This is a genomic window from Lysobacter sp. DMC97 (genome assembly GCF_056313745.1).
The window spans coordinates 470,005-492,083 of record NZ_JBQUZR010000004.1; the positions used below are offsets into that span (position 1 = coordinate 470,005).

The following is a 22,079-nucleotide window of genomic DNA, read 5'->3' on the forward strand; positions in this document are numbered from 1 at the left end:
CGAGCCGGAGAGCGCCGGCGCGCTCACATCGTGTGCGTCGGCTTGTCCGAGGTGAGGATGCCGGCGAGGATCGCTTCGATCTTGTTGCGGACCGCGTCGCCTTCGGCGGTCTCGGCGAACTGCACGCCGATGCCGGCGGTGCGGTTGCCCTGCGCGCCGGCGGGGGTGACCCAGGCGACCTTGCCGGCGACCGGCAGGCGTTCGGAGGATTCGGGCAGCGTGAGCAGCAGGAAAACCTCGTCGCCGATGAAGTAGCGCTTCACGGTCGGCACGAACACGCCGCCGCCCTTGATGAAGGGCATGTAGGCCTGGAACAGGGCGTTCTTGTCCTTCACCGCGAGGGACAGGATGCCCTGGCGGGCGCCGGCGACTTTCGCGTTCATCGTCTTGCTCCTGAAGCTGTGGGCGCCGCGCCGCGCCACTGGGCCAGCAGTTCGGCCAGGGCGAGATCCGCGCGGACGGTGGTCCGCAGCAGATCGCGGGTGCGGTTGGCGGCGTCGAACCAGGATGCGAGGGTGCGGATTCCGGCGGGATCGGTCAAGCGGGCGGCGTCGGCGAGGGCCAGGTCGGCGGCGTGGCGCAGGCGCAGGTCGAGGTCGTCCCCGCCCGCCCAGCGCTGCGCGGCCTCCAGCGGCGAGCGCTCGCCGCGGCGCACCGCCAGCAGGTCCGCGGACACCTCGCGGCGCAGCGCCAGGCCGCCGTCGCGCAGCCAGGCATCGGCGAGGCCGGGATGGCCGCGGGCGGCGTCCAGCGCCTCGGTCGCGGCGGCCTCGGCATGGCCCTGCGCGCGCAGCCAGGCCAGCGCCTCGGCGGCGGGCGGCAGCCGGAACTCCAGACGCTGGCAGCGGCTGCGGATGGTCGCCGGCAGCCGCGCGGGATTGGCGCTGACCAGCCACAGGAAGCGGCCGTCCTGCGGCTCCTCCAGCGTCTTCAGCAGCGCGTTGCAGGCGGCGTGGTTGATGGCCTCGGCCGGGTCGAGGATCGCGATCTGCGCGCCGCCGTACTGCGGCGTGAGCGCGAGCTTCTCCGACAGCCGGCGGATCTGTTCGATCACGATCTCGGTGCGCGGCTTGCCGGTCTTGTCGTTGACCTCGTGGCCGACCAGCATCAGGTCCGGATGCGCGGGATGGCCGAAGGGATGCGACGGCACGCCGTCGGGGCGCACCTCCAGCGGATCGCGCTGGTAGCGCTGCGCGAACAGCAGGCAGCCGCGGCAGCGGCCGCAGGCCTCGCCGTCGGCGGTGCGGGCTTCGCACAGCAGGCGCCGGGCCAGGCGTTCGGCCACCGCGCGCTTGCCGAGCTGCGGCGGGCCGCAGAGCAGCAGGCCGTGGCCGAGCCGGCCGGCGTCGAGCGCGGCCACTGCCTGCGCGTAGACGCGCTGCTGCCAGGGCGCCAGCGGCGGCAACTCGAAGCCGGTCACGCCGCCTGCTCCGCCGCGCTGCGCGCGATGAACAGGCGCAGGATCGCCACCGCGTCCTCGGCGACGGCGGTCGCCGGCTGCGAGGCGTCGACCACGCGCACGCGCTCGGGCTCGGCGCGCGCACGGGCGAGGAACGCCCGCCGCACCTGCTCGAAGAAATCGTCGCGCTCGCGCTCGATGCGATCCGGCGTCTGGCCGAAAACCAGATCGCGCCCGCGCGTGCGCTCGCGGCCCTGCGCGACGCCGAGGTCCAGCAGCAGCGTCAGCCCGGGCCGCAGGCCGACGACGCGGCGTTCGAGTTCGGCGATGAGCGCCGGATCGAGCCCGCGCCCACCGCCCTGGTAGGCGTAGCTGGAATCGGTGAAGCGGTCGCTGATCACCCACGCGCCGCGCTGGAGCGCCGGCAGGATGGTCTCGCGCACGTGCTGGGCGCGCGCGGCGAACATCAGCAGCAATTCGGTCTCGGGGCCGGGCTTCTCGTCGCCCGGGTGCAGCAGCAGTTCGCGGATCTGCTCGGCCAGCGGCGTGCCGCCGGGCTCCCGCGTGCTGACGACTTCCGCGCCCGTCTGCTGCAGCGCCTCGCGCAGCGCGTTGAGCACCGTCGTCTTGCCGGCACCCTCGCCGCCTTCCAGCGTGACGAAGCGCGGATGCCGCGGCAGCGCGTCGGGCGTCGCGTCGCTCACGGCGTCGCCGCCTGCCGCTCCGCGGCGCGCTGTTCGCGGTAGTGGCGCAGGTAGTCGGCGACGGCGGCCTGGTGTTCGGCGTAGGTCTTCGTGAACACGTGGCGGCCGCTGCCGTCGCCCACCGCGACGAAGAACAGCGCGTCGCCCGGCGCCGGATGCGCGACCGCCTGCAGCGCGGCCTTGCCGGGCATGGCGATCGGCGTCGGCGGCAGGCCGTCGCGGGTGTAGGTGTTGTACGGCGTGTCGGTCTGCAGATCGACCTTGCGGATGTTGCCGGTGTAACTGCTGCCGAGCCCGTAGATCACGGTCGGATCGGTTTCCAGCCGCATCGGCACCTTGAGCCGGCGCACGAACAGGCCGGCGATCCGCGGGCGCTCGTCGGCGATGCCGGTTTCCTTCTCGACGATCGACGCCAGCGTCAGCAGTTCGTAGGCGGACTGCAGCGGCAGGTCCTTGTCGCGGCCGGCCCAGGCCTCGGCCAGCGCCTCGTCCATCGCGTCGGCGGCGCGACGCAGCACGTCGAGGTCGCTGTCGCTGCGGGTGTAGACGTAGGTTTCGGGCAGGAAGCGGCCCTCGGGATGCTGGCCGCCGCGACCGATCGCCTTCATCAGCGCGCGATCGTCGAACGCGGTGCTTTCCTGCTTCAGCGGCCGCGCCTTCGCCAGCGCCGCGCGCACGTCGCGGATGTTCCAGCCTTCGACGAGCGTAACCCGGTACTGCAGCACCTTGCCGTCGCGCATCGCGACCAGCAGCTCGCGCGGGGTCATGTCGGGCTTCAGCGCGTATTCGCCGATCTGGATGCGGCCGGCGGCCCCGGTGTCCTTGGCCAGCGCCCGCCACTCCAGCGCGCGCACCGGGATGCCGCGGGCCTCCAGCTTGCGCAGCACCTTCGGCAGCGAATCGCCCGGATCGACCACCAGCGTGTCGCCATCCTGCAGGCCGGGCATCGGCGCATCGGCGAAGCCCTGGTAGTGACGGTACGCGAACAGGCCGGCGACACCGGCCGCCAGCGCGGCGAACGCAACGAGGACCAGCAGCAACCTGCCGAGGCGGAACGGGGATCGCGGGCTCACGGAGACTCCTCTTGCGACGCCGGGACGAAGGCGGGGTGCCCGGCGGCCAGCCGGCGCCGCGCCTCGGCCACGGCCGGATGCGGCGCCCAGACCCGCGCCCCGAGCCGGGACACGGGCAGGATACCGCGCAGGGCATTGCACAGCAGCAGCGCCCCGGCGCCCTCGACGTCGGCGACCGACAGCGGCGCGACGTCGGCGCCGAGCGCGTCGATCAGCCAGCCGCGGCAGACACCGGCGATGCCGCAGCGGTCGACCGGCGGCGTGGACCAGCGGCCGTCGCGCCAGACGAACAGGTTGGCGGCGGTGGCGCAGACGACATGGCCGTCGGTGTCGCGCATCAGGCCCTCGTCGACCTCGGCGGGATCGAGGCCCGCCGCCGCCCACTCGGCGCGGGCCAGCACCTGTTCCAGACGGTTGCAGTGCTTCAGACCGGCCAGCGCCGGCTGCAACGCCAGTCGCGTGTCGCACCAGCGCAGCACCAGGCCGCCCACGCGCGGCGGTGGCGGCAGCGGCGCGGCGATCAGCGTCCACACCGGCGGCGCATCGGGCGACGGCGCGTAGCCGCGACCGCCGCTGCCGCGCGTGAGGATCAGCTTGATCGTCGCGTCGGCGTGGCGCGCGGCAAAATCGGCGACTTCACGATCCAGCACCGCCACCGACGGCAGCGCGATGCCGAGCCGCGTCGCGCCGGTCTGCAATCGCATGCGATGCGCCGGCCACCACGGGATCGCACCGCCGGTCGCGCGCATGGTCTCGAACACGCCGTCGCCGTACGCGAAGCCGCGCCCTTCGGCGAGGCGCGCCGCCTGCGACGCATCGGCCGCGGCGTCGCCGACGACATCCCCGATGAACAGGCGCATCGTCACGCGCCGGCTCCCAGCGCCTTGAGCAAGCCGCGCGCCTTGGCCCGGGTCTCGTCGAGTTCGCGCAACGGATCGGAGTCGGCGACGATGCCGGCGCCGGTGCGGAAGCGCAGCGTCGCGCCACCGTCGGCATCGGCCTGCACTTCGGCGCTGCGGATGAGGATGTTGAGGTCGAGGTCGCCGTCGCGGTCGAGCCAGCCGAACGCGCCGGTGTAGGCGCCGCGGCCCTCGCCTTCCAGCTCGGCGATGATCTCCATGCAGCGCACCTTCGGGCAGCCGGTGATGGTGCCGCCGGGGAACACCGCGCGCAGCACCTCGCCCGGCGTGACGCCGTCGCGCAGCCGGCCGCGCACGTTGCTGACGATGTGGTGCACGTGCGAATAGCTTTCGACCGTCATCAGTTCGTCGACCTCCACGCTGCCCGGCGCGCAGACGCGGCCGAGGTCGTTGCGTTCGAGATCGATCAGCATCACGTGCTCGGCGCGCTCCTTCGGATGGCCGACGAGTTCGCGCACGCGCGCCGCGTCGTCGTCGCCGGCGAAGCGCGGCCGCGTGCCTGCGATCGGCCGCGTCTCGACCACGTCGCCGCGCACCGACACCAGTCGTTCCGGCGAAGAACTCACCACCGCCCACGGGCGACCGTCGGTGACGCCGGCGAACATCCCCGCGAACGGCGCAGGACTCACCTCGCGCAGCCGTGCATACAGCGCGTCGGGTGCGTACGTCGCGCAGCGCCCGCGCCACGCACGCGAGAGATTGACCTGGAACACGTCGCCCGCCGCGAGGTAATCGAGGATGCGGCGCACGCCGTCGGTGAAGCGTTCCGGCGCGTCCTCGTGCAGCGTCTCGGGCGCGCGCCATTCGGGCATCGGCTGCGCGGCGAAGGCCTCGAGGTCGGCGGCGATCGCATCGAGCATCGCCTCCGCACCGATTTCCGCCAGCGCGATGCATTCGCCGGTGACGCGATCGCGCAGCACCGCGGCGGGACAGCGCAGCGCGAGCGCGACCGGCAGCGCGCCTTCGGCCTGCGGCAACCGCAGCACGGGCTCGACCTGCGCGGCGAGTTCGTACGACAGGAACAGCGCCCAGCCGCCGTGGAACGGCCAGCGCGGTTCCTCGCGCGCGATGCGCAGCGCGCGCCAGTCGGCGTCGAGCGCGGCGAGGAAGTCGTTGCCGCGATCGACGCCCGCGGCATCGCGCACGCGCCCGTCGCGATCGAGCCGCAGCGCTTCGCCATTCGCGACCAGCAGCAGGTCCCAGCGCGCCAGGGCATGCCCGGGCGCGAGCGAGGACGAGGTCGATTGCAGCAGCAGCGGATAGCGCGCGGGCGCGCCGCGATGCAGGCGCAGCGGGTCGCAATCCGCGGGCAACGCGCGGGTGACGATCATGCGGGCGCCCGGTGGCGGCGGATCAGAGACGCCCGAAGATCAGGGAGCCGTTGGTGCCGCCGAAACCGAAACCGTTGGACATCACGTAGTCGAGGCGACGCTCGCGCGCCACGTTCGGCACGTAGTCGAGGTCGCAGCCTTCGCCCGGCGTGTCGAGGTTGATCGTCGGCGGCACGATGCCGGTGTGCAGCGCCATCACCGAGAACACCGCTTCCACGCCGCCGGCGGCACCGAGCAGATGGCCGGTCATCGACTTGGTCGAGCTGACCATCATCGACTTCGCGTGGTCGCCGAACGCGCGCTTGATCGCCTGCGTTTCGGCGAGGTCGCCCAGCGGCGTCGAAGTGCCGTGGGCGTTGAGGTAGCCGACCTGCGACGGCTGCAGGCCGGCGTCGCGCAGCGCCGCGACCATGCAGCGCGCTGGGCCTTCGCCGTCCTCGCTGGGCGCGGTCATGTGGAAGGCGTCGGAACTGGCGCCGGAGCCGACCAGTTCGCAGTAGATGCGCGCGCCGCGCGCCTTCGCGAATTCGTATTCCTCGAGGACGAGGATGCCGGCGCCGTCGCCGATGACGAAACCGTCGCGGTCGCGATCCCACGGCCGCGAGGCGCGGGTCGGATCGTCGTTGCGGGTGGTCATCGCCTTCATCGCGCAGAAGCCGCCGACCGAGGTGTTGGTGATGCCGCGCTCGGCGCCGCCGGCGATCATCGCGTCCGCGTCGCCGTACTGGATCATGCGCATCGCGGTGCCGATCGAATGATTGGAGCTGGCGCAGGCCGAGACCGCCGAGAAACTGGGGCCCTTGATGCCGGTGATCAGGGTGATCTGGCCCGGCAGCATGTTGATGATGGTGCTGGGCACGTAGAACGGCGAGACCTTGCGCGCGCCGCCTTCGTGCAGGCGGATCGCCTGCTCCTCGATGCCGTGGATGCCACCGATGCCCGAACCGATGATCGCGCCGACGCGCTCGGCGTTGGCGTCGGTGATCTCCAGCCCGGCATCGCGCAGCGCCATCTGCGTGGCGGCGACGCCGTAGTGGATGAAGGTGTCCATCTTCTTGATGTCCTTCGCCTGGATCCACTGCGCGGGATCGAATCCCTTCACTTCGCCCGCGATGCGGGTGGTGAAGCCCGACGCATCGATCTGCGTGATCGGACCGATGCCGCTGCGGCCGTGGACGATGCCGTCCCAACTGCTGGCCAGATCGTTGCCCAGGGGCGACAGGATGCCCAGGCCGGTGACGACGACGCGACGCTTCGACATTGCATGACTCCGGAACGGCGGGCCGCGACGGCGATGCGACATCGTGCCGTGCGGCGGAAGGAGGACTCCAGAAACGCAGAGGGCCGCGATGCGGCCCCGGCGTGGACCCGGGCGCGAGGCCCGGGCGGGCATCTTGCCCGGATCAATCAGGCATTCAGGCCTTGACGTGGGCCTTCACGTAATCGATGGCCTGCTGCACCGAAGTGATCTTCTCGGCGTCTTCGTCAGGAATCTCGCACTCGAACTCTTCTTCCAGCGCCATCACCAGCTCGACGGTGTCGAGCGAGTCGGCGCCGAGGTCGTCGACGAACGACGCGTTGTTGGTGACTTCCTCTTCCTTGACGCCGAGTTGTTCGACCACGATCTTCTTGACGCGCTCTTCGATGCTGCTCATGGGTGATGTGCTCCGGTGAGGGAAATTGCGGTGGCTAGTGTAAGGGAAACCCGGTGCCGAGTGGCCGACAACGGACCTTTTCGATTCAATGACTTAACGAAAAATACAGGGAAAACCCGTATCTCCGTCGCGCGTCACGGCATGTACATCCCGCCGTTGACGTGCAGCGTCTCTCCAGTGATGTAACCGGCCTTCGGGCCGGCCAGAAACGCGACCGCGTCGGCGATGTCCTGCGCGTCGCCGAGGCGGCCCAGCGCGATCTGGCCGACGAGGCCTTCCTTTGCGGATTCGGGCATCGCGCGGGTCATGTCGGTGTCGATGAAACCCGGGGCGACGACGTTCACGGTGATGCCGCGCGAACCGACTTCCTTCGCCAGCGATTTGCTGAAGGCGATGATGCCGGCCTTGGCCGCGGCGTAATTGGTCTGGCCGGGATTGCCGGTCACGCCGATCACCGAGGCGATGTTGATGATGCGGCCCTTGCGCGCCTTCATCATGCCGCGCATCACCGCCTTGCTGGTGCGGAACACGCTGCTGAGGTTGGTGTCGAGGATGGCCTGCCAGTCCTCTTCCTTCATGCGCATCAGCAGGTTGTCGCGGGTGATGCCGGCGTTGTTGACGAGGATGCCGATCGCGCCGAATTCCTTCGCGATCGCATCGATCAGCGCCTCGACCTCGGCGCCGCTGGCAACGTCGAGCTTGCGGCCGTGGCCGCCCAGCGGCGCGAGGCGTTCACCGATGGCCTGGGCACCGGCATCCGTGGTGGCGGTGCCGACCACCGTCGCGCCCAGCGCGGCCAGGGTGTCGGCGATGGCGGCGCCGATGCCGCGGCTGGCCCCGGTGACGAGGGCGATCTCGCCCTGCAGCGGACGATGGGAAATGGCGTCTTGGCTCATGTGTTCCGTGGGGTCCGGGACCCGTGCCGACGAGCGGCACAGCCCCCTGCTGAAATCCGAGGGGCGATGATACGGGCGAAACCCGCGGTCTGTCTGTACGAGGGCGTATGTCGAAATGTAGCCCAGGTATGGAAAAAGCCGCCGCGATCACAGAATCGCGACGGCTTCCGCAGAGGACACTTGGGAGGACACTTGTCCCTGTATCGCGCTCAGTAACGCAGCAGCGCCGAGCCCCAGGTGAAGCCGCCGCCGAAGGCTTCCAGCAACACGAGCTGGCCGCGCTGCACGCGACCGGAACGCACCGCCTCGTCCAGCGCCAGCGGCACCGAACCGGCCGACGTGTTGCCGTGGCGATCGACGGTGACGATCACCCGATCCATCGGCATTTCCAGACGCTTCGCGGTGGCGTCGATGATGCGCAGGTTGGCCTGGTGCGGAATGAGCCAGTCGAGGTCGCCGCGATCGAGGCCGTTGGCCGCGAGCGTCTCGTCGACCACCGAATCCAGTGCCTTCACCGCATGCTTGAACACGTCGCTGCCGGCCATCAGCACGCGCACGCCGGCGTTGTGTTCTTCGGGCTTGAAACCGACCGACACGCCGACCGGGTTCCACAGCAGTTCCTTCTTGCCGCCATCGGCGTGCAGATGGGTGCTGAGGATGCCGGTCTCGGTGTCGGCGCGCAGCACCACCGCACCCGCACCGTCGCCGAACAGCACGCAGGTGGTGCGATCGTTCCAGTCGAGCATGCGCGTGAGGGTTTCCGCACCGACGACGAGCACCGTCTTCACGGTGCCGCTGCGCACGAACTTCTCGGCGATCGACAGCGCGTAGACGAACCCGGAACACGCGGCGTTGACGTCGAAGGCCGGACAGCCTTCGGCGCCGAGCCGGTGCTGCAGCAGGCAGGCCGTCGACGGGAAGATGATGTCGGGCGTGGTGGTGCCGAGGATGATCAGGTCGAGCTCGGACGGCGCGACGCCGGCGGCTTCGAGCGCCCGCATCGAGGCGTGGTACGCGAGGTCGCAGGTGGTCTCGCCTTCGGCCGCGATGTGCCGCTGGCGGATGCCGGTACGCGACGCGATCCATTCGTCACTGGTGTCGACGAACTTCGAGAGATCCTCGTTGGTCAGGATCTTTTCCGGCAAATAGCTGCCGGTGCCCGCGATGCGTGCGTAGATTCGGTCGGTCATGCCAGCAGATTCCCCCTGTGGACGGAACGCCGTGGCTCCTGCCGGCGAAGACCGCACGCAGCCCGAGGGGCGCGGCGGCGCGGACGCCGGCGAACCGGCGTCCCCAATGGTGGCCATCGGCGATGTCGCGTTCAGGCCGGAAAGCGCGGACGCGGCCTTGCGGCCGCATCCCCGGGTGTGCCGGAAAAGCCCGGCGCGATGGCGCGGGCGCCTGCAGGCGCCGCGGACATCACTCTTCGTCGACGACCTTGGTCTTCGGCGCGATCACCTGACGGCCACGGTAGAAACCGCTTTCGGTGAGGTGGTGACGCAGGTGCACTTCACCGGTGGTCGGATCGGTGGCCAGCTGCTTCGCGGTGAGGGCGTCGTGCGAACGACGCTGGCCGCGGCGGGACGGGGTGACGCGGGATTTCTGAACAGCCATGGGGATCGCTCCAGCTTGAATCGTGAATCGCTTGTCGTGGCCGGGACGAACGTTTTCGCCCCGGGCGAGGGCGGCACGGCCATCGCGGCCGTCGTCGTCCTCAGGTCTTCTTCAGTGCCGCCAGGGCCGCGAACGGGCTGGCGCGCTGTCCTTCGTCTTCCGGCACCGGCCAGTCGTGTTCGACCGGCTCGACGCCCGGCATCGCCGGAACCAGCGGCACGGCGAGGATGAGTTCGTCCTCGACCAGTTCCGCCGGCCGCAGCAGGCCGTCGTCCGCCACCATCAAGGCCTCGTAGCCCGTGGGCAGCGCGGCTTCGACGTCCTCGTCGTCTCCCTCCGCCTCGCGCACGAGCGCATAGCGTTGGGTCAGCGACACCGGATGCAGGAAACGCTGCAGGCTGCGCTGGCAGACCAGCGGCAGCTCGGCATCGACCTGCAGTTCCGCGAACGGCACCTTCAGCGCGTCATGGCCGAATTCGAGGGAGAAGCGGGCTTCTCCTTCGGCATCGGCCAGCAGATCGCTCAGTCGGGGCATCGCGGACAACGGCACACGACCCGCAAATGCGCGTCGTGCCGCCGCCATGCGCCAAGCATCCAAGACTTCGGGCACTTCAGCGGACATAAGCGCTGAATGGTAGGGACCGGCCCCGTCCGTGTCAAACCCAAGCCCTTGGCGCGCCGACGATTTGCCGACCGCCGGCACCCGCGGCAGACTGTCCGCCCGCGTCCGGGCCCGCCGTGTGACCGCCTTCTCCCTTCCCGCCGCGACCCTCGCGTTCCTGGCCCTTTTCGTCCTCGCCCTGCTCTTCGCCTGGCACCTGTCCCGTCGGCACGTGCCCCGCGAACGCGCCTACACCCGGCTGCTGGACGCCGCCGATGCCCTCGAAGCCCGGCTGCGGGTCGCCCGCGCCGAGATCGAGGCCATGACCGGTGGCGAGGACGAGACGGTCCGCACCGCCCTGCAGGAAATGCTGCGCCAGCGGCTCTGGCTGCAGCAACACGGGGCGACCGCCCCGGTGAAGCAACTGGACGCGATGCGCACTTCGATCGACCAGGCCCGCGACCGCATCGACCAGCAGCTGGCGCTGGTGCAGCGCGCCCGCGCCGCCGCGCCCGATGCCTGACCCCGCCGTCATGCCGACGCTGATCCTCGCCTCGACTTCGGTCTACCGCCGCGCCCTGCTGGAGCGCCTCGGCCTGCCGTTCACCACCGCCCGCCCCGAGGTCGACGAGACCCCGCTCGCCGGCGAGACGCCCGACGCCCTCGCCGTCCGCCTGGCCCGCGCCAAGGCCGAGGCGGTGGCCGCGCAGGCCGGCTACGCCTGGACGATCGGCTCCGACCAGGTCGCCGAACTGGACGGTCGTCCGCTGGGCAAACCCGGCACCGCAGACCGCGCCGTCGCCCAGTTGCAGGCGATGTCCGGGCGCGAAGTCCGCTTCCTCACCGCGCTGTGCCTGGCCGGGCCGGACGGCCGCCGGCTGGCGGCGCTCGACGTCACCACGGTGCGTTTCCGTGCGCTGGGCGACGACGAGATCGCCCGCTACGTCGAGCGCGAACGCCCGCTCGACTGCGCCGGCAGCTTCAAGTGCGAAGGACTGGGCATCGCCCTGTTCGACGCCATCGACAACCGCGACCCCACCGCGCTCGTCGGCCTGCCGCTGATCGCCACCGCCCGCCTGCTGCGCGAGGCGGGATTCGCGGTGCCCTGACGCCGCCGCCGCGCCCGTAGAGCGGAGCGCAGCTCCGCTGCCCCGTCTCCGGAGGGCGAACCCACGATCCGGGCCCGGAATCGTCTGCCGGCACGACGAAAAACGCCTCGTGCCGATACACAGGCTCCGGGCAGGGAGCAGCGGAGCTGCGCTCCGCTCTACTCGATGACGACGGGATGCTCGACCCAATCCTCCTGGCTGCCGTCGCGGCCATGCAGGCGCAGGGTGATGGTGTGGCGCCCGGACGGCAGGCCGGTCAGGTCCAGATCGGCGCGGAAACCGACGTTCGGCTGCTGCGGATCGGTGGAGCCGCCGTCACGCCATTTCGCCCAGAAGCCGACCACCTCCGGCCGCGGCAGGCCGTAGCCGGCGCGGCCGAACGGACGGCCGTCGAGCAGCACTTCCACCGAGGCCAGCCCGATGCCTTCCTTGAACGCCCAGCCGGTCAGCGCGAACGTCCGCGGCACGGTCGCGCCTGCCTCGGGGGCATCGATCCACGCCATCGCCGGGGCGACGCAGGCGCTGTCCGTGCGCCGGCCTTCGAGCGCGAACAGCAGGTAACGCTTGCGGCCGCCGTCGACGTTCAGCACCGTCGGCGGCGGCAGCGGACCGACGCGTTCGCACAGCGCATGCCAGTGCGCGAGCTGCTGGCGGAATTCGACGTGCGTGGCGCCGACGACCAGCAACTGCGGCGCGGTCTCGCGCAGTGCGCGACCATCGCGATGCAGGCCCCACAGCACGAGCTGCGGCGCGCGGCCGTGGTGCACGTTGAGCGGATGGTCGAGGACGGGGATGCGCGGGCCGTCGAACAGGAAGCCCAGTTCGGCTCCGATCTTGAAGTCGTCGGCCAGCAGGGTCGTACCGGCGGGCAGGGTCGCGCGGCGCGCGTCGACCGCCTGCGCGAGTTCGTTCCAGCCGGCAAAATTCGCGGGATAGACCTGCCTGTCGGCGAGTCGCGATCGCAGCGACGGCGTCGCGGCAACAAGGTAGTACCCGAGGCTGGCGACGAGACCGAACGCGGCCACCGCCCAGGTCGCGCGCCGCGCGAACGCGGGCCAGCGCGCGAGCACCGCCGGCACCAGCGGCAGCAGCGCGAGATACGCCGGCAACGGCCAGTGGAAGCTCACGCGTTCGCTGTCGGCGAAGAAGCCCAGCACGAAGAAGCCGAGCAGCACCAGCAGGCCCGACCACGCGAGATAGCGCACACCCGGCGCAGCCGCCGCGCCGCGGTTAGCGATCCCCGCGCGCAGCAAGGCCCACAGCAGCGGCGGCGTGACGAACAGCGCCTGCACCGCGACGAAGCGCACACCGTCGACATGGAACGCCCACGGATGCCGGTCGACCAACTGGAAGCGCAGGCCGGCATCGGCGTTGGCAAGGTTCCACTGCAGCAGCGGCCACCACGCCAGCGCACCGATCGCCAGTGCCAGCCACACCCGGCCGTCGCGCAGCGCGCGTCGGCCTTCGGGCGCCAGCAGCAGCGCGACGAAGCCGACGCCGATCACTGCGACGAAGCGATAGTGTGTGAGCCCGCCGATCGCCAGCCCCGTCGCGAGCAACGCCGCCGATGACCAGCGCACCTCGCGCAGCAGGCGCGCACCGGCGTCGAGGCACAGCACCGTCGCCAGCGCCAGCGGCACGTCGGGCAGCGCGAGCACGCCCAGCGTGCCCAGCAGCGGCAGCAGGGCCGCCAGCGTGCCGGCCTGCCAGGCGAAGGCGGGATCGCCGGCGACCTCGCGCCGCGCGATCGCGACGATCCGCCACGGCAGCCACGCCGCGATCAGCAGGAACGGCCAGCGCACGCCGAGCAGCCCGTGCCCGGCCACGGCTTCGCCCAGCCGCACCAGTGCGGCGGTGAACCCGGGCAGATCGGAATACGCCCAGGCCGGATGCCGGCTTTCCTGCCAGTAAAACGCCTCGTCCACGAACAGCGGCAACTGCAGGGCGAGCGCGACCTTCAGCAGCGTGGCCGCGGCCCAGGTGGCGATGAAACTCCGCTTTGCGAACACCGTCTGCTGCATCGACCCTTCGTCCCATTACACTGCCGTTCGCGCGGTCGGCTCCGCCCTCGGACCCGCTGCACGACGTCCGTCGTCCGAACCTTCCGCCGCGACGTGTTGTCCGAACCCGGTTGTCCGAACTCTGTCGTCCGAACCCAGCCGTCCGAACCCGTCGCCCGCGCCGTCGCCGCGGGGGTGACGCCATGACGCCACGCCGCGAGCCCGCACATGCTAAACGACCCCGTCCGCACCGCCCTCGAACGCGCCCAGGCGCAGGTCAACGCCCTGGTGCTGGGCAAGCCCGATGAAGTGCGGCTGGCGTTCGTCGGCCTGCTGTCGGACGGCCACGTGCTGATCGAGGACCTGCCGGGCCTCGGCAAGACCACGCTGGCGCATGCGCTGGCGGCGACGCTGGGGCTGGGCTTCCAGCGCGTGCAGTTCACCTCCGATCTGCTGCCGTCGGACATCGTCGGCGTGTCGGTGTTCGATGCGCAGACCCGCGGCTTCCGCTTCCATCCCGGCCCGGTGTTCGCGCAGGTGCTGCTGGCCGACGAGATCAACCGGGCGCCGCCGCGCACGCAGAGTGCGCTGCTGGAAGCGATGGCCGAGCACCAGGTCACCGTCGACGGCACCACCCATCCGCTGCCGGACCCGTTCTTCGTGATCGCCACGCAGAACCCGGTGGACCTGTCCGGCACCTATCCCCTGCCCGATTCGCAGCTCGACCGCTTCCTGCTGCGGCTGCACCTGGGCTACCCGCCCGAGGACGCCGAGCGCGCGCTGCTGGCCGGCGACGACCGCCGCGACCTGATCGCGCGCAGCACGCCGGCGCTGAGCGCCGACGACGTGCGCGCGCTGCGCCGCGAAGTGGCGGACATCCACGCCAGCGAGGCGCTGATCGACTACGTGCAGCGGCTGCTCGCGCGCAGCCGCCACCATCCGGGCGTGCGCGTGGGCCTGTCCCCGCGCGCGGGCCTCGCGCTGCTGCGTGCGGCACGCGCGCATGCGCTGCTGCTGGGACGCACGCACGTGCTGCCCGAGGACGTGCAGACGCTGTTCGTCGCGGTGGCCGCGCATCGCCTCACCGCGGATGCCGACGGCGGCGACGGCAAGACGCTGGCGCAGGCGATCCTGCGCGCGGTGCCGGTGGACTGAGCGCGACGCCGCGATGCGCGACGCCGGCACGATGCTGCGCACCTGGATGGAAAGCCGCGCCGCGCGCTGGATCCGGCCGCGCGGTCCGGAGCCGCTGCCGGTGGCGTTCGACCGCCATCGCATCTACGTGCTGCCGAGCGGCTTCGGTCTGTTCTTCGCCGCGCTGATCGCGGCGATGCTGCTGGGCGCGCTGAACTACAACAACAATCCGGCGCTGCTGCTCGCACTGTTGCTGGGCGGCGCGGCACAGACCGGGCTGTTCGCCGCGCACCTGCAACTGTCGGGGCTGCGCGTGGTGGCGACCGGCGCCGAACCGGTGAGCGCCGGCCAGCCGCTGGAGCTGCGCATCCATTTCCGTGCCGATCCCGGCCGCGAACGCCGCGGCCTGCGGATCGAGACGCTGTCCGGCGTGGCCGGCGCGCCGGGCACGTGGTGCTCGCTGCGCGACGGCGCTGGCGAGGCGGTGCTGAGCGTGCCGACGAAGCGCCGCGGCTGGTTCGACCCGGGCCGCTTGCGGCTGTCGACCACGCGGCCGCTGGGGCTGGTGTTCGCCTGGAGCTACGTCTGGCCCGACCGGCCGATCCTCGTCTATCCGACGCCCGAAGCCCACGGCCCGCCGCTGCCCGACGGCGGCGGCGACCGCGCGATCGCGCGCCTGCATCCGGCCGGCGACGACGTGCACCACCTGCGCGCCTACCGTCGCGGCGATTCGCGCCGTGCCATCGCCTGGAAGCCGTCCGCGCGCCGCGACGAACTGCTGGTGCGCGAATACGAGCAGCCGCTGGGCGCGGACCTCGACCTCGACTGGAACGCGCTGGCGTCGCTGCCGTGGGAGGCGCGGATCCAGCGCCTCGCGCGCTGGGTGGACGAAGCCGAGCGCGACGGCCGCCGCTATCGCCTGCGCCTGCCCGGCCAGCCGCCGCTGGGGCCGGCGCAGGGCGTTGCCCATCGCCACGCCTGCCTGAAGGCGCTGGCGCTGCTGCCGGACGGGCCGGGCCATGGCTGAGCCGGGCGGCCCGACCGTCAAACCGCCGGACGTCAAACCGCTCGATCCGATCGCGCGCCGCTGGGTGCTGGCCGCGGCGGCGACCTGCCTGCTGCCGCTGCTGCTGCAACAGCCCGGCGCGCTCGGCGCGGGCATCGGCGCGGTGGCGGTCGCCGTCCCGCTGCTCGCGCGCGAGGGCCGCGCGCCGACATGGCTGAAGCTGGTGCTGATCGTCGCCCTGATCGGCACGGTGACGGTGCTGTTCGGCTTCCGCTTCGGCCGCGACACCGGCTGCGCGCTGCTGGCGGCGATGCTCGCGCTCAAGCCGGTGGAACTGCGCGGCCAGCGCGACGCCCGCAGCCTGCTCGGCTTCGCGCTGTTCGCACCGTTCGCGACCTTCCTGCTGGACCAGGGACCGACGTCGCTGGCGCTGGGGCTGGTGGCCGCGCTGACGGTGCTGGCGGCGCTGCTGAAACTGTCGGAAGTGGAAGTCGGCGAGACCGCGCCGCCGGGCCGGCCATGGGTGCGGTTCGTCGCGGTGGCGCGGATGGTCGGCATCGGCCTGCCGCTGGCGATGGGGGTGTTCTGGCTGTTCCCGCGGCTGTCCTCGCCGATGTGGGGCGTGCCCGATCGCGCGGTGAGCCGGCCCGGCCTGTCGGACCACATGTCGCCCGGCGACTGGGCCGATCTCATGGCCGACGAGAGCCCCGCCCTGCGCGCCACCTTCACCGGCCCGGCGCCGCCGCGGAACCAGCTGTACTGGCGCGGCCCGGTGCTGTGGAATTTCGACGGCCGCACGTGGTCGACCTCGCCCCGGGCCAGCGCGGTCGGCAGCTTGCCCGCCCCGCCCGCCGACGCGCCGCGCTTCGATTACGAACTCGAGGTCGAACCGACCGAACGCCACGACCTGGTCGCGCTGGACGTGCCGCTGTCGGTGCCCGACGGCGCGGTGCAGCGTCGCGACGGCGGTCTGCGCAGCCTGCAACCGCTCAACGACGTCACCCGCTGGCGGATGCGCGCGGTGGCGCGCTTCGGCGCGGACGACCTGCCGCCACCGCTGCGCGCGCTTGCGCTGCGCCTGCCGCCCGACCACAACCCGCGCGCCGTGGCGCTCGCACAGCGCTGGCGCAACGAGGCCGGTGCGCCCGGCGTCGCCAGCGACACCGCCATCGCCGATCGCGCGCTGGCGTGGATCCACGCCGAGTTCGCCTACACCCTCGACGTGCCGCCGATGGGGCGCGACACCGTCGACGAATTCCTGTTCGAGCGCAAGGCCGGCTACTGCGAGCATTTCAGCGGCGCATTCGTGGTGCTGATGCGCGCCGCGGGCGTGCCGGCGCGCGTGGTCACCGGCTACGCCGGCGGTTATCGCAACCCGGTCGGCGACTACTGGCTGGTGCGGCGTTCGGACGCGCACGCCTGGGCCGAGATCTGGCTGGACGGCCGCGGCTGGACGCGCGTGGACCCGACCGCCGCGGTCGCGCCGGAACGCATCTTCGACACCCTCGACGACCGCCGCCCGGGCATGCTGGGCGACTTCGCCGGGCTGGCGCCGGTGTTCGACGTCGGCGACTGGATGCGCCGCGGCTGGAACGACTTCGTGCTGGGCTACGACGCGTCGCGCCAGCGCCGGCTGCTGCAGCCGCTGGGCGTGCCAGACCTGGATTCGGCGAAGCTGATCCAGCTGTTCGTGCTGGCGGTCGCGCTGGCGCTGGGCGGGATGTTCTGGCTGACCACGCGGCAGGAGCGCGAACGCGACCCGGTGCTGCGCGCCTGGCGCGCGATGGAGGCGCGCTATCGGCGCTTCGGCCTCGCGCGCGAGCGCCACGAACCGGCCGGCGCCTGGGCGGCGCGCGTGGTCGCGGCGCGCCCGCAGGCCGCCGCCTTGCGCGAACTCAGCGCACGTTTCGCGGATTGGCGGTACGCTCGCGACCATGGTGGTGCCTGCGATCCGCGCGGCCTGATCCGCGACCTGCGGCGACACCGCCCCTGATCCCCTTCCGGAGCCTTCCATGCACGCACGCATCCTCGCCGTTGCCGCGCTGGCCGCCGCCCTCGCCGGCTGCGCCACCACCGCCCAGCCCCTGCGCGGCACCTTCGCCACCGTCACCCCGCACGAAGCCGTGCAGCAGGACAGCACCGGCCAGACGGTGCGCTGGGGCGGCCGCATCGTCCGCACCGAACCGCTGGCCGACCGCACCTGCTTCGAAATGCTGTCGACCGAACTGGACGGCTCGGGCCGCCCGTACTGGGCCGCCGACGACACCCGCGGCCGCTTCATCGCCTGCCGCGCCGGCTTCTACGACCCGGCGCTGTTCACCGACAAGCGCGAAGTCACCTTCACCGGCCGCATCGACGGCTACGAGAACCGCAAGATCGGCGAATACGACTACCGCTTCCCGCGCGTCGCCGCGGACGTGGTGTACCTGTGGCCGGTGCGCGAGAAGGTCAACGTGATCGAGCGCCCGAGCCCGTGGCCGTGGTGGGGCTACTGGTGAGCCGGCGCCGATGCGCCACACGAGAAAGGCGGCCGATGGCCGCCTTTCTCGTCTCCGCCGCCGGCCCTACTTCGGCCCGCTGGGCGTGTGCTTGTCGCGATAGCGGAACGTGAGCCACAGGCCCACCGCGATCGAATACGACAGGTTCGGGATGAACGCCTTGTCCAGCGTGGTGACCTTCGAGGCCAGCGCCACGTAGTTGGTGTACGCCGCCTGCGACAGGGTGAAGGCGGCGATCAGCAGGACCATGCGGATCGGCACCGGCATGCCCAGCTTCAGCGCGATGATCGTGCCCTCGGAAATCAGGATGCCGACCAGGAAAGGAAAGGCCGCGCCGATCAGCATGATGCCGAACGGGTTGTTCTGCGAATGCGTGATCAGCATCAGGTCGGCGAAGGTGACGCCGAGCGCGCGGGTGATCAGGAAGGCCAGGAAGCCGGTCGCGAACGACATGATGCGCACGTACTGCTCGGCGCCTTCGGAGTCGAGGATGACCTTGATCGAGATCCAGATCTGGCTGGTGATCACCAACAGGATCAGCACCTGTTCGATGATGGTGAAGGGGTCCCACTTCATGATCGGCTCGTCACCTGCAGCTGTCCTCGGTCCGCATCCCCGCCCGCGGCAACATACCACAGGGCCCCGGTCGGCAAGACGACCGCGGCCGGCATCGGGACGCTCCTCACTTCACGATGCGCAGATGGGACGGCCGCTTCCGTTTCGGCGGCGGCGGCGGGGTCCCGGGCGGCCGGCGGCCGCGCCAGAGCAGGAGCATCAGTCCGCCGGCCAGCATGCCGCCCAGATGGGCGAAGTGGGCCACGCCCGACTCCTGCCCGGTCAGGCCGAACAGCAGCGCCATCGCGCCGAACACGATCGCCAGCGTCCGCGCGCTCATCGGGATCGGCGGGAACAGCAGCATCACCCGATGGGTCGGGAACAGCAGGCCGTATCCGAGGATCAGGCCGTAGACGCCGCCCGAGGCGCCGATGGTCGCGTAGGGCATGCCGCCCCCGGCGACCGACCACGAGGCCAGCGCCAGCTGGCAGAGGCTCGCGCCGAGCACGCTGACCGTGTAGTACACGAGGAAACGGCGCCAGCCCCAGTGATACTCCAGCGGCACGCCGAACATCACCAGGCCCATCATGTTGAAGACCAGGTGCAGCGGATCGGCATGCAGGAAGGCCGACGTGACCAGCTGCCACGGCAGGAAGGTCGCGCCCGGCCACGCTTCCGCCAGCGGCGAGTGCAACGGCCACAGCTTGAGCGGGACGACCCACGCCTCCGGCACGATCAACTGCAGCACGAACGCGACGACATTCGCGATCAGCAGCGCCCGGACGACCGGGGGAATCCTGGACAACATCCGTGACCCTCGGGGGAAAGGGAACGCGTCGACGACGCGCCTCGTATCATACCGGCATGACCGCGATCTCCAATGTCGGCGCAGCAGCCTGCGTCGATCTCCACGCCGATCCGCAGGCCGGCACCTTCGACCCTGCCGCGCTCGCGGACGCGCTGTCCGCGCACGGCGCCTGCCGCATCGTCGGCTGGCCGGCGCCCGGGCTGCGCACCGCACTGCGCGAGGATCTGCGCCGCCTGCAGGCGGACGGCGCGCTCGCACCGGCGTCCGTCGGGCGCGGCGCGGGACGCGACCTGCGCCGCGACATCCGCGCCGACGCCACGCTGTGGCTGGACGATCCGCGCTGCGGCGATCCCGCACGCGCGTTCATCGCGCGGATGGACGCCCTGCGCCTGGAGCTGAATCGCCGCCTGTTCCTCGGCCTCGATGAATGCGAGGCCCATTACGCCGCTTACCCGCCCGGCGGCGGCTACGCGCGGCATCGCGACCGTTTCCGCGACAGCGACGCGCGCGTGGTGACGCTGGTGAGCTATCTCAACGACGACTGGAGCGACACCGACGGCGGCGCGCTGCGCCTGCACGCGGACGACGGCGGCCACGTCGACATCGCACCCGTCGGCGTCAGCGTGTGCTTCCTCAGCGAACGCGAACACGAAGTGCTGCCGGCGCATCGCGAGCGCTTCAGCATCGCGGCGTGGTTCCGCCGCAACGTCGGCCCCGGCCTGCGCTGAGCACGCCGCGCTACGGTCCCCAGACGGCTTCGTCGACGGTCTTCGCGCCGCGCGTCCCGCTGCGGACACGACCATGCGCGTCGATCGCCACGCCCTCGCGGCGCAGACGATCGAGCTGTTCACGCTGCTGTTCAGACCCCGGCGGGAAGGCGCTGCGGCCGTCGGCGCGCAGCACGCGATGCCACGGCAGCCGCGGGTCGTCGTTCTGCGCCAGCAGCCGCGCGACCAGACGCGCGCGGCCGGGCAGGCCGGCGCGTTGCGCGACCACGCCGTAGGCCGCGGTTTCGCCGCGCGGGATCGCGCGGATCGCGGCGAGGATGCGGTCGGCGGCAGACAGTCCGGTCATGGGCGGGTAGCATATCGCCACGCTTCCCCCCAGGCCGCCCCATGCAGAATTTCGAACAGGTCCGCAGTCACCTCGCTGCCGGCGACTTCCGGATCACGATGCAGGAGCCCTATCTGCTCTGCATCGAACTCTCCCTCGACCACGGTCGCCGCCACCAGGCGATCTTCCTGTCCGAACTGGAAAGCGAGGACGGCCGTACCTACCTCCGGGTGAGCACCGTCATCGCCCCGACCACCGGCATCGACTGCCGCCGCGCCCTCGCCTTCAACTGGGAAAGCCGCGTCGGCTACCTCGCGATCGGCGAACTCGACCGCGTGCCCTACCTGCAACTGTGCGAGAACCGCCCCTACGACGCGCTCTCGGGTGCCGAAGTCGACCGGCTGATCCTGGAGATCGGCGGCATGGGCGACCAGTTGGAGCGCGCGCTGTCCGCGGGCGGCGACCTGCTCTGATCCGACCCGCCATCTGATCCGCGGCGCCCTGCGCGGACACGAGAAAGGCCCGCTCGCGCGGGCCTTTCGTTTTCTGCGTCGGCGAATCCGGCAGCGGCCTCGACCGCTGCCGGAACCGGTCGATCACGACCAGCCGGCGAGATCGATCAGGCGGAACAGCACGTAGGCGATGCCGCCGGCGGCCGGGATCGTGAGGATCCATGCCCACACGATGCGCTCGATCACCGTGAACTTCAGCGCGCGCGGGTTCTTGCCGAAGCCCACGCCCATGATCGCGGTCGAGATGCTGTGCGTGGTCGACACCGGCATGCCGAAGTGCGCGGCGGTCAGCAGGATGGTGGCCGACGCGGTCTCGGCGGCGAAACCGTCGATCGGCTGCAGCTTCACCATCTTGTGGCCGAGCGTCTTGATGATCTTCCAGCCGCCGGCGGCGGTGCCCGCGGCCATCACGATCGCGCACGAGAAGACGATCCACGCATCGATGTCCTTCTCGCCGCCATCGGGATGCAGGAACGCGGCCCACGCCGGCAGGCTGTCGAGGGTGCCCGCGGCCTGCGCGCCGAAGATGGTCAGCGCGATGATGCCCATCGTCTTCTGCGCGTCGTTGCTGCCGTGGGCGAAGCCCATGTAGGCCGCAGACGCCAGCTGCGCCTTGCCGAAGAAGGCGTTCACCCAGCGCGGACGCGACAACCGCGACAGCGGACCGCCGGCGCGCGACAGCCCCCAGATGATGGCGTACAGCAGGGCGAGGATCAGCACGCCGAGGGTGAAGCCGGCGATCGGCGAGCTGATCATCGGCACCACGACCTTCCACAGCAGGCCCTTGTTCTCGGTCCAGCCCTTCTCGCTGACCTTGGTCCAGATCAGCGCCGCCCAGTCGTTGTGGGCCGCGGAGAGCGCCGCGCCGCACAGGCCGCCGATGAGGGCGTGCGAGGACGAGGACGGCAGGCCCTTCCACCAGGTGATGAGGTTCCAGAGGATGCCGCCGGCCAGCGCGCAGAGGATGACCTGCGAGGTGACGTTGACGACATCGGTGTCGATCAGGCCGGAAGCGATCGTCTTGGCGACGGCGGTGCCCCAGAAGGCGCCGGCGAGGTTCATCACCGCCGCCAGCATCACCGCCTTGCCCGGACTCAGCACCTTGGTCGCGACCACGGTGGCGATGGAGTTGGCGGTGTCGTGGAAGCCGTTGATGAACTCGAAGACGAGCGCGGCCAGGATGACCAGCAGCACGAGGGTGAGCATGTCGA

General features: G+C 71.4%; 25 protein-coding genes. 8 read left to right on the forward strand and 17 right to left on the reverse strand.

Annotated elements, in window-relative coordinates; translation table 11 throughout:
- Window positions 1-23 precede the first annotated feature (23 nt).
- From ACT53Q_RS11325 to ACT53Q_RS11380, 12 genes are all read right to left on the reverse strand, one after another.
- The gene (locus ACT53Q_RS11325; protein ID WP_476170022.1) at window positions 24-383 is read right to left on the reverse strand and encodes a PilZ domain-containing protein; all 360 of its coding nucleotides are present in this window, start codon (window positions 381-383) and stop codon (window positions 24-26) included.
- On the reverse strand, window positions 380-1,420 hold the full coding sequence (locus tag ACT53Q_RS11330; protein ID WP_476186746.1) for a DNA polymerase III subunit delta': 1,041 nt from the start codon (window positions 1,418-1,420) through the stop codon (window positions 380-382). Before ACT53Q_RS11330 ends, ACT53Q_RS11325 begins: the two co-directional genes overlap by 4 nt.
- Window positions 1,417-2,103 carry a dTMP kinase gene (tmk, locus tag ACT53Q_RS11335; RefSeq protein WP_476186747.1) on the reverse strand — a complete coding sequence of 229 codons (687 nt, stop codon included), beginning with the start codon at window positions 2,101-2,103 and terminating at the stop codon, window positions 1,417-1,419. Before tmk ends, ACT53Q_RS11330 begins: the two co-directional genes overlap by 4 nt.
- Window positions 2,100-3,176, reverse strand: coding sequence for an endolytic transglycosylase MltG (mltG, locus tag ACT53Q_RS11340; protein ID WP_476186748.1), 1,077 nt, complete (start codon window positions 3,174-3,176; stop codon window positions 2,100-2,102). The genes tmk and mltG overlap by 4 nt, the downstream gene beginning before the upstream one ends.
- Window positions 3,173-4,036 (reverse strand): aminodeoxychorismate lyase, encoded by an 864-nt coding sequence (gene pabC / locus ACT53Q_RS11345; RefSeq protein WP_476186749.1) that lies wholly within the window; start codon window positions 4,034-4,036, stop codon window positions 3,173-3,175. Before pabC ends, mltG begins: the two co-directional genes overlap by 4 nt.
- 2 nt (window positions 4,037-4,038) lie before the next feature.
- A complete protein-coding gene (locus tag ACT53Q_RS11350; RefSeq protein ID WP_476186750.1) occupies window positions 4,039-5,427 on the reverse strand; it encodes an aminodeoxychorismate synthase component I in 1,389 nt (462 codons plus the stop codon).
- A gap of 22 nt (window positions 5,428-5,449) precedes the next feature.
- Complete coding sequence (gene fabF / locus ACT53Q_RS11355; protein WP_476186751.1) at window positions 5,450-6,688, reverse strand: beta-ketoacyl-ACP synthase II; 1,239 nt, start codon at window positions 6,686-6,688, stop codon at window positions 5,450-5,452.
- Window positions 6,689-6,842: 154 nt separating this feature from the next.
- On the reverse strand, window positions 6,843-7,082 hold the full coding sequence (gene acpP, locus ACT53Q_RS11360; protein ID WP_476186752.1) for an acyl carrier protein: 240 nt from the start codon (window positions 7,080-7,082) through the stop codon (window positions 6,843-6,845).
- Window positions 7,083-7,216: 134 nt separating this feature from the next.
- Window positions 7,217-7,978 carry a 3-oxoacyl-ACP reductase FabG gene (fabG, locus tag ACT53Q_RS11365; RefSeq protein WP_476186753.1) on the reverse strand — a complete coding sequence of 254 codons (762 nt, stop codon included), beginning with the start codon at window positions 7,976-7,978 and terminating at the stop codon, window positions 7,217-7,219.
- A gap of 209 nt (window positions 7,979-8,187) precedes the next feature.
- Window positions 8,188-9,168: a beta-ketoacyl-ACP synthase III gene (locus ACT53Q_RS11370; RefSeq protein ID WP_476186754.1), complete on the reverse strand. Its 981-nt coding sequence runs from the start codon at window positions 9,166-9,168 to the stop codon at window positions 8,188-8,190.
- A gap of 229 nt (window positions 9,169-9,397) precedes the next feature.
- Window positions 9,398-9,592, reverse strand: a complete 195-nt coding sequence (gene rpmF, locus ACT53Q_RS11375) for a 50S ribosomal protein L32 (RefSeq protein WP_476170031.1) — start codon at window positions 9,590-9,592, stop codon at window positions 9,398-9,400.
- 100 nt (window positions 9,593-9,692) lie between these two features.
- Window positions 9,693-10,214 carry a YceD family protein gene (locus ACT53Q_RS11380; RefSeq protein WP_476186837.1) on the reverse strand — a complete coding sequence of 174 codons (522 nt, stop codon included), beginning with the start codon at window positions 10,212-10,214 and terminating at the stop codon, window positions 9,693-9,695.
- Window positions 10,215-10,332: 118 nt separating this feature from the next.
- On the opposite strand from ACT53Q_RS11380, the gene ACT53Q_RS11385 reads away from it, so the two are divergent.
- The gene (locus tag ACT53Q_RS11385) at window positions 10,333-10,716 is read left to right on the forward strand and encodes a hypothetical protein (protein WP_476186755.1); all 384 of its coding nucleotides are present in this window, start codon (window positions 10,333-10,335) and stop codon (window positions 10,714-10,716) included.
- A gap of 10 nt (window positions 10,717-10,726) precedes the next feature.
- The gene (locus ACT53Q_RS11390; protein WP_476186756.1) at window positions 10,727-11,302 is read left to right on the forward strand and encodes a Maf family protein; all 576 of its coding nucleotides are present in this window, start codon (window positions 10,727-10,729) and stop codon (window positions 11,300-11,302) included.
- Between the two features lie 158 nt (window positions 11,303-11,460).
- Here ACT53Q_RS11390 and ACT53Q_RS11395 read toward each other — a convergent pair whose 3' ends face one another.
- The gene (locus tag ACT53Q_RS11395) at window positions 11,461-13,323 is read right to left on the reverse strand and encodes a glycosyltransferase family 39 protein (protein WP_476186757.1); all 1,863 of its coding nucleotides are present in this window, start codon (window positions 13,321-13,323) and stop codon (window positions 11,461-11,463) included.
- Window positions 13,324-13,530: 207 nt separating this feature from the next.
- Between ACT53Q_RS11395 and ACT53Q_RS11400 the strand changes: the two genes are divergently transcribed.
- The 4 genes from ACT53Q_RS11400 to ACT53Q_RS11415 are packed head-to-tail and all read left to right on the forward strand — an operon-like array spanning window position 13,531 to window position 17,940.
- On the forward strand, window positions 13,531-14,457 hold the full coding sequence (locus ACT53Q_RS11400) for an AAA family ATPase (protein ID WP_476186758.1): 927 nt from the start codon (window positions 13,531-13,533) through the stop codon (window positions 14,455-14,457).
- A gap of 31 nt (window positions 14,458-14,488) precedes the next feature.
- On the forward strand, window positions 14,489-15,463 hold the full coding sequence (locus ACT53Q_RS11405) for a DUF58 domain-containing protein (protein ID WP_476186838.1): 975 nt from the start codon (window positions 14,489-14,491) through the stop codon (window positions 15,461-15,463).
- Complete coding sequence (locus ACT53Q_RS11410) at window positions 15,456-17,435, forward strand: transglutaminase TgpA family protein (protein WP_476186759.1); 1,980 nt, start codon at window positions 15,456-15,458, stop codon at window positions 17,433-17,435. The genes ACT53Q_RS11405 and ACT53Q_RS11410 overlap by 8 nt, the downstream gene beginning before the upstream one ends.
- Before the next feature lie 19 nt (window positions 17,436-17,454).
- On the forward strand, window positions 17,455-17,940 hold the full coding sequence (locus ACT53Q_RS11415; protein WP_476186760.1) for a Slp family lipoprotein: 486 nt from the start codon (window positions 17,455-17,457) through the stop codon (window positions 17,938-17,940).
- Between the two features lie 66 nt (window positions 17,941-18,006).
- On the opposite strand, the gene ACT53Q_RS11420 is transcribed toward ACT53Q_RS11415, so the two are convergent.
- Window positions 18,007-18,516, reverse strand: a complete 510-nt coding sequence (locus ACT53Q_RS11420) for a hypothetical protein (RefSeq protein ID WP_476186761.1) — start codon at window positions 18,514-18,516, stop codon at window positions 18,007-18,009.
- Window positions 18,517-18,622: 106 nt separating this feature from the next.
- Window positions 18,623-19,300 (reverse strand): rhomboid family intramembrane serine protease, encoded by a 678-nt coding sequence (locus tag ACT53Q_RS11425; protein WP_476186839.1) that lies wholly within the window; start codon window positions 19,298-19,300, stop codon window positions 18,623-18,625.
- Between the two features lie 59 nt (window positions 19,301-19,359).
- On the opposite strand from ACT53Q_RS11425, the gene ACT53Q_RS11430 reads away from it, so the two are divergent.
- Entirely contained in the window at window positions 19,360-20,031 is a 672-nt protein-coding gene (locus tag ACT53Q_RS11430) for a 2OG-Fe(II) oxygenase (RefSeq protein ID WP_476186762.1), read from the forward strand.
- A gap of 10 nt (window positions 20,032-20,041) precedes the next feature.
- On the opposite strand, the gene ACT53Q_RS11435 is transcribed toward ACT53Q_RS11430, so the two are convergent.
- Complete coding sequence (locus ACT53Q_RS11435) at window positions 20,042-20,377, reverse strand: MGMT family protein (protein WP_476186763.1); 336 nt, start codon at window positions 20,375-20,377, stop codon at window positions 20,042-20,044.
- Window positions 20,378-20,418: 41 nt separating this feature from the next.
- Between ACT53Q_RS11435 and ACT53Q_RS11440 the strand changes: the two genes are divergently transcribed.
- Window positions 20,419-20,829: a hypothetical protein gene (locus ACT53Q_RS11440; protein ID WP_476186764.1), complete on the forward strand. Its 411-nt coding sequence runs from the start codon at window positions 20,419-20,421 to the stop codon at window positions 20,827-20,829.
- A 123-nt stretch (window positions 20,830-20,952) separates the two neighbouring features.
- On the opposite strand, the gene ACT53Q_RS11445 is transcribed toward ACT53Q_RS11440, so the two are convergent.
- Complete coding sequence (locus ACT53Q_RS11445) at window positions 20,953-22,074, reverse strand: inorganic phosphate transporter (protein ID WP_476186765.1); 1,122 nt, start codon at window positions 22,072-22,074, stop codon at window positions 20,953-20,955.
- Window positions 22,075-22,079 lie beyond the last annotated feature (5 nt).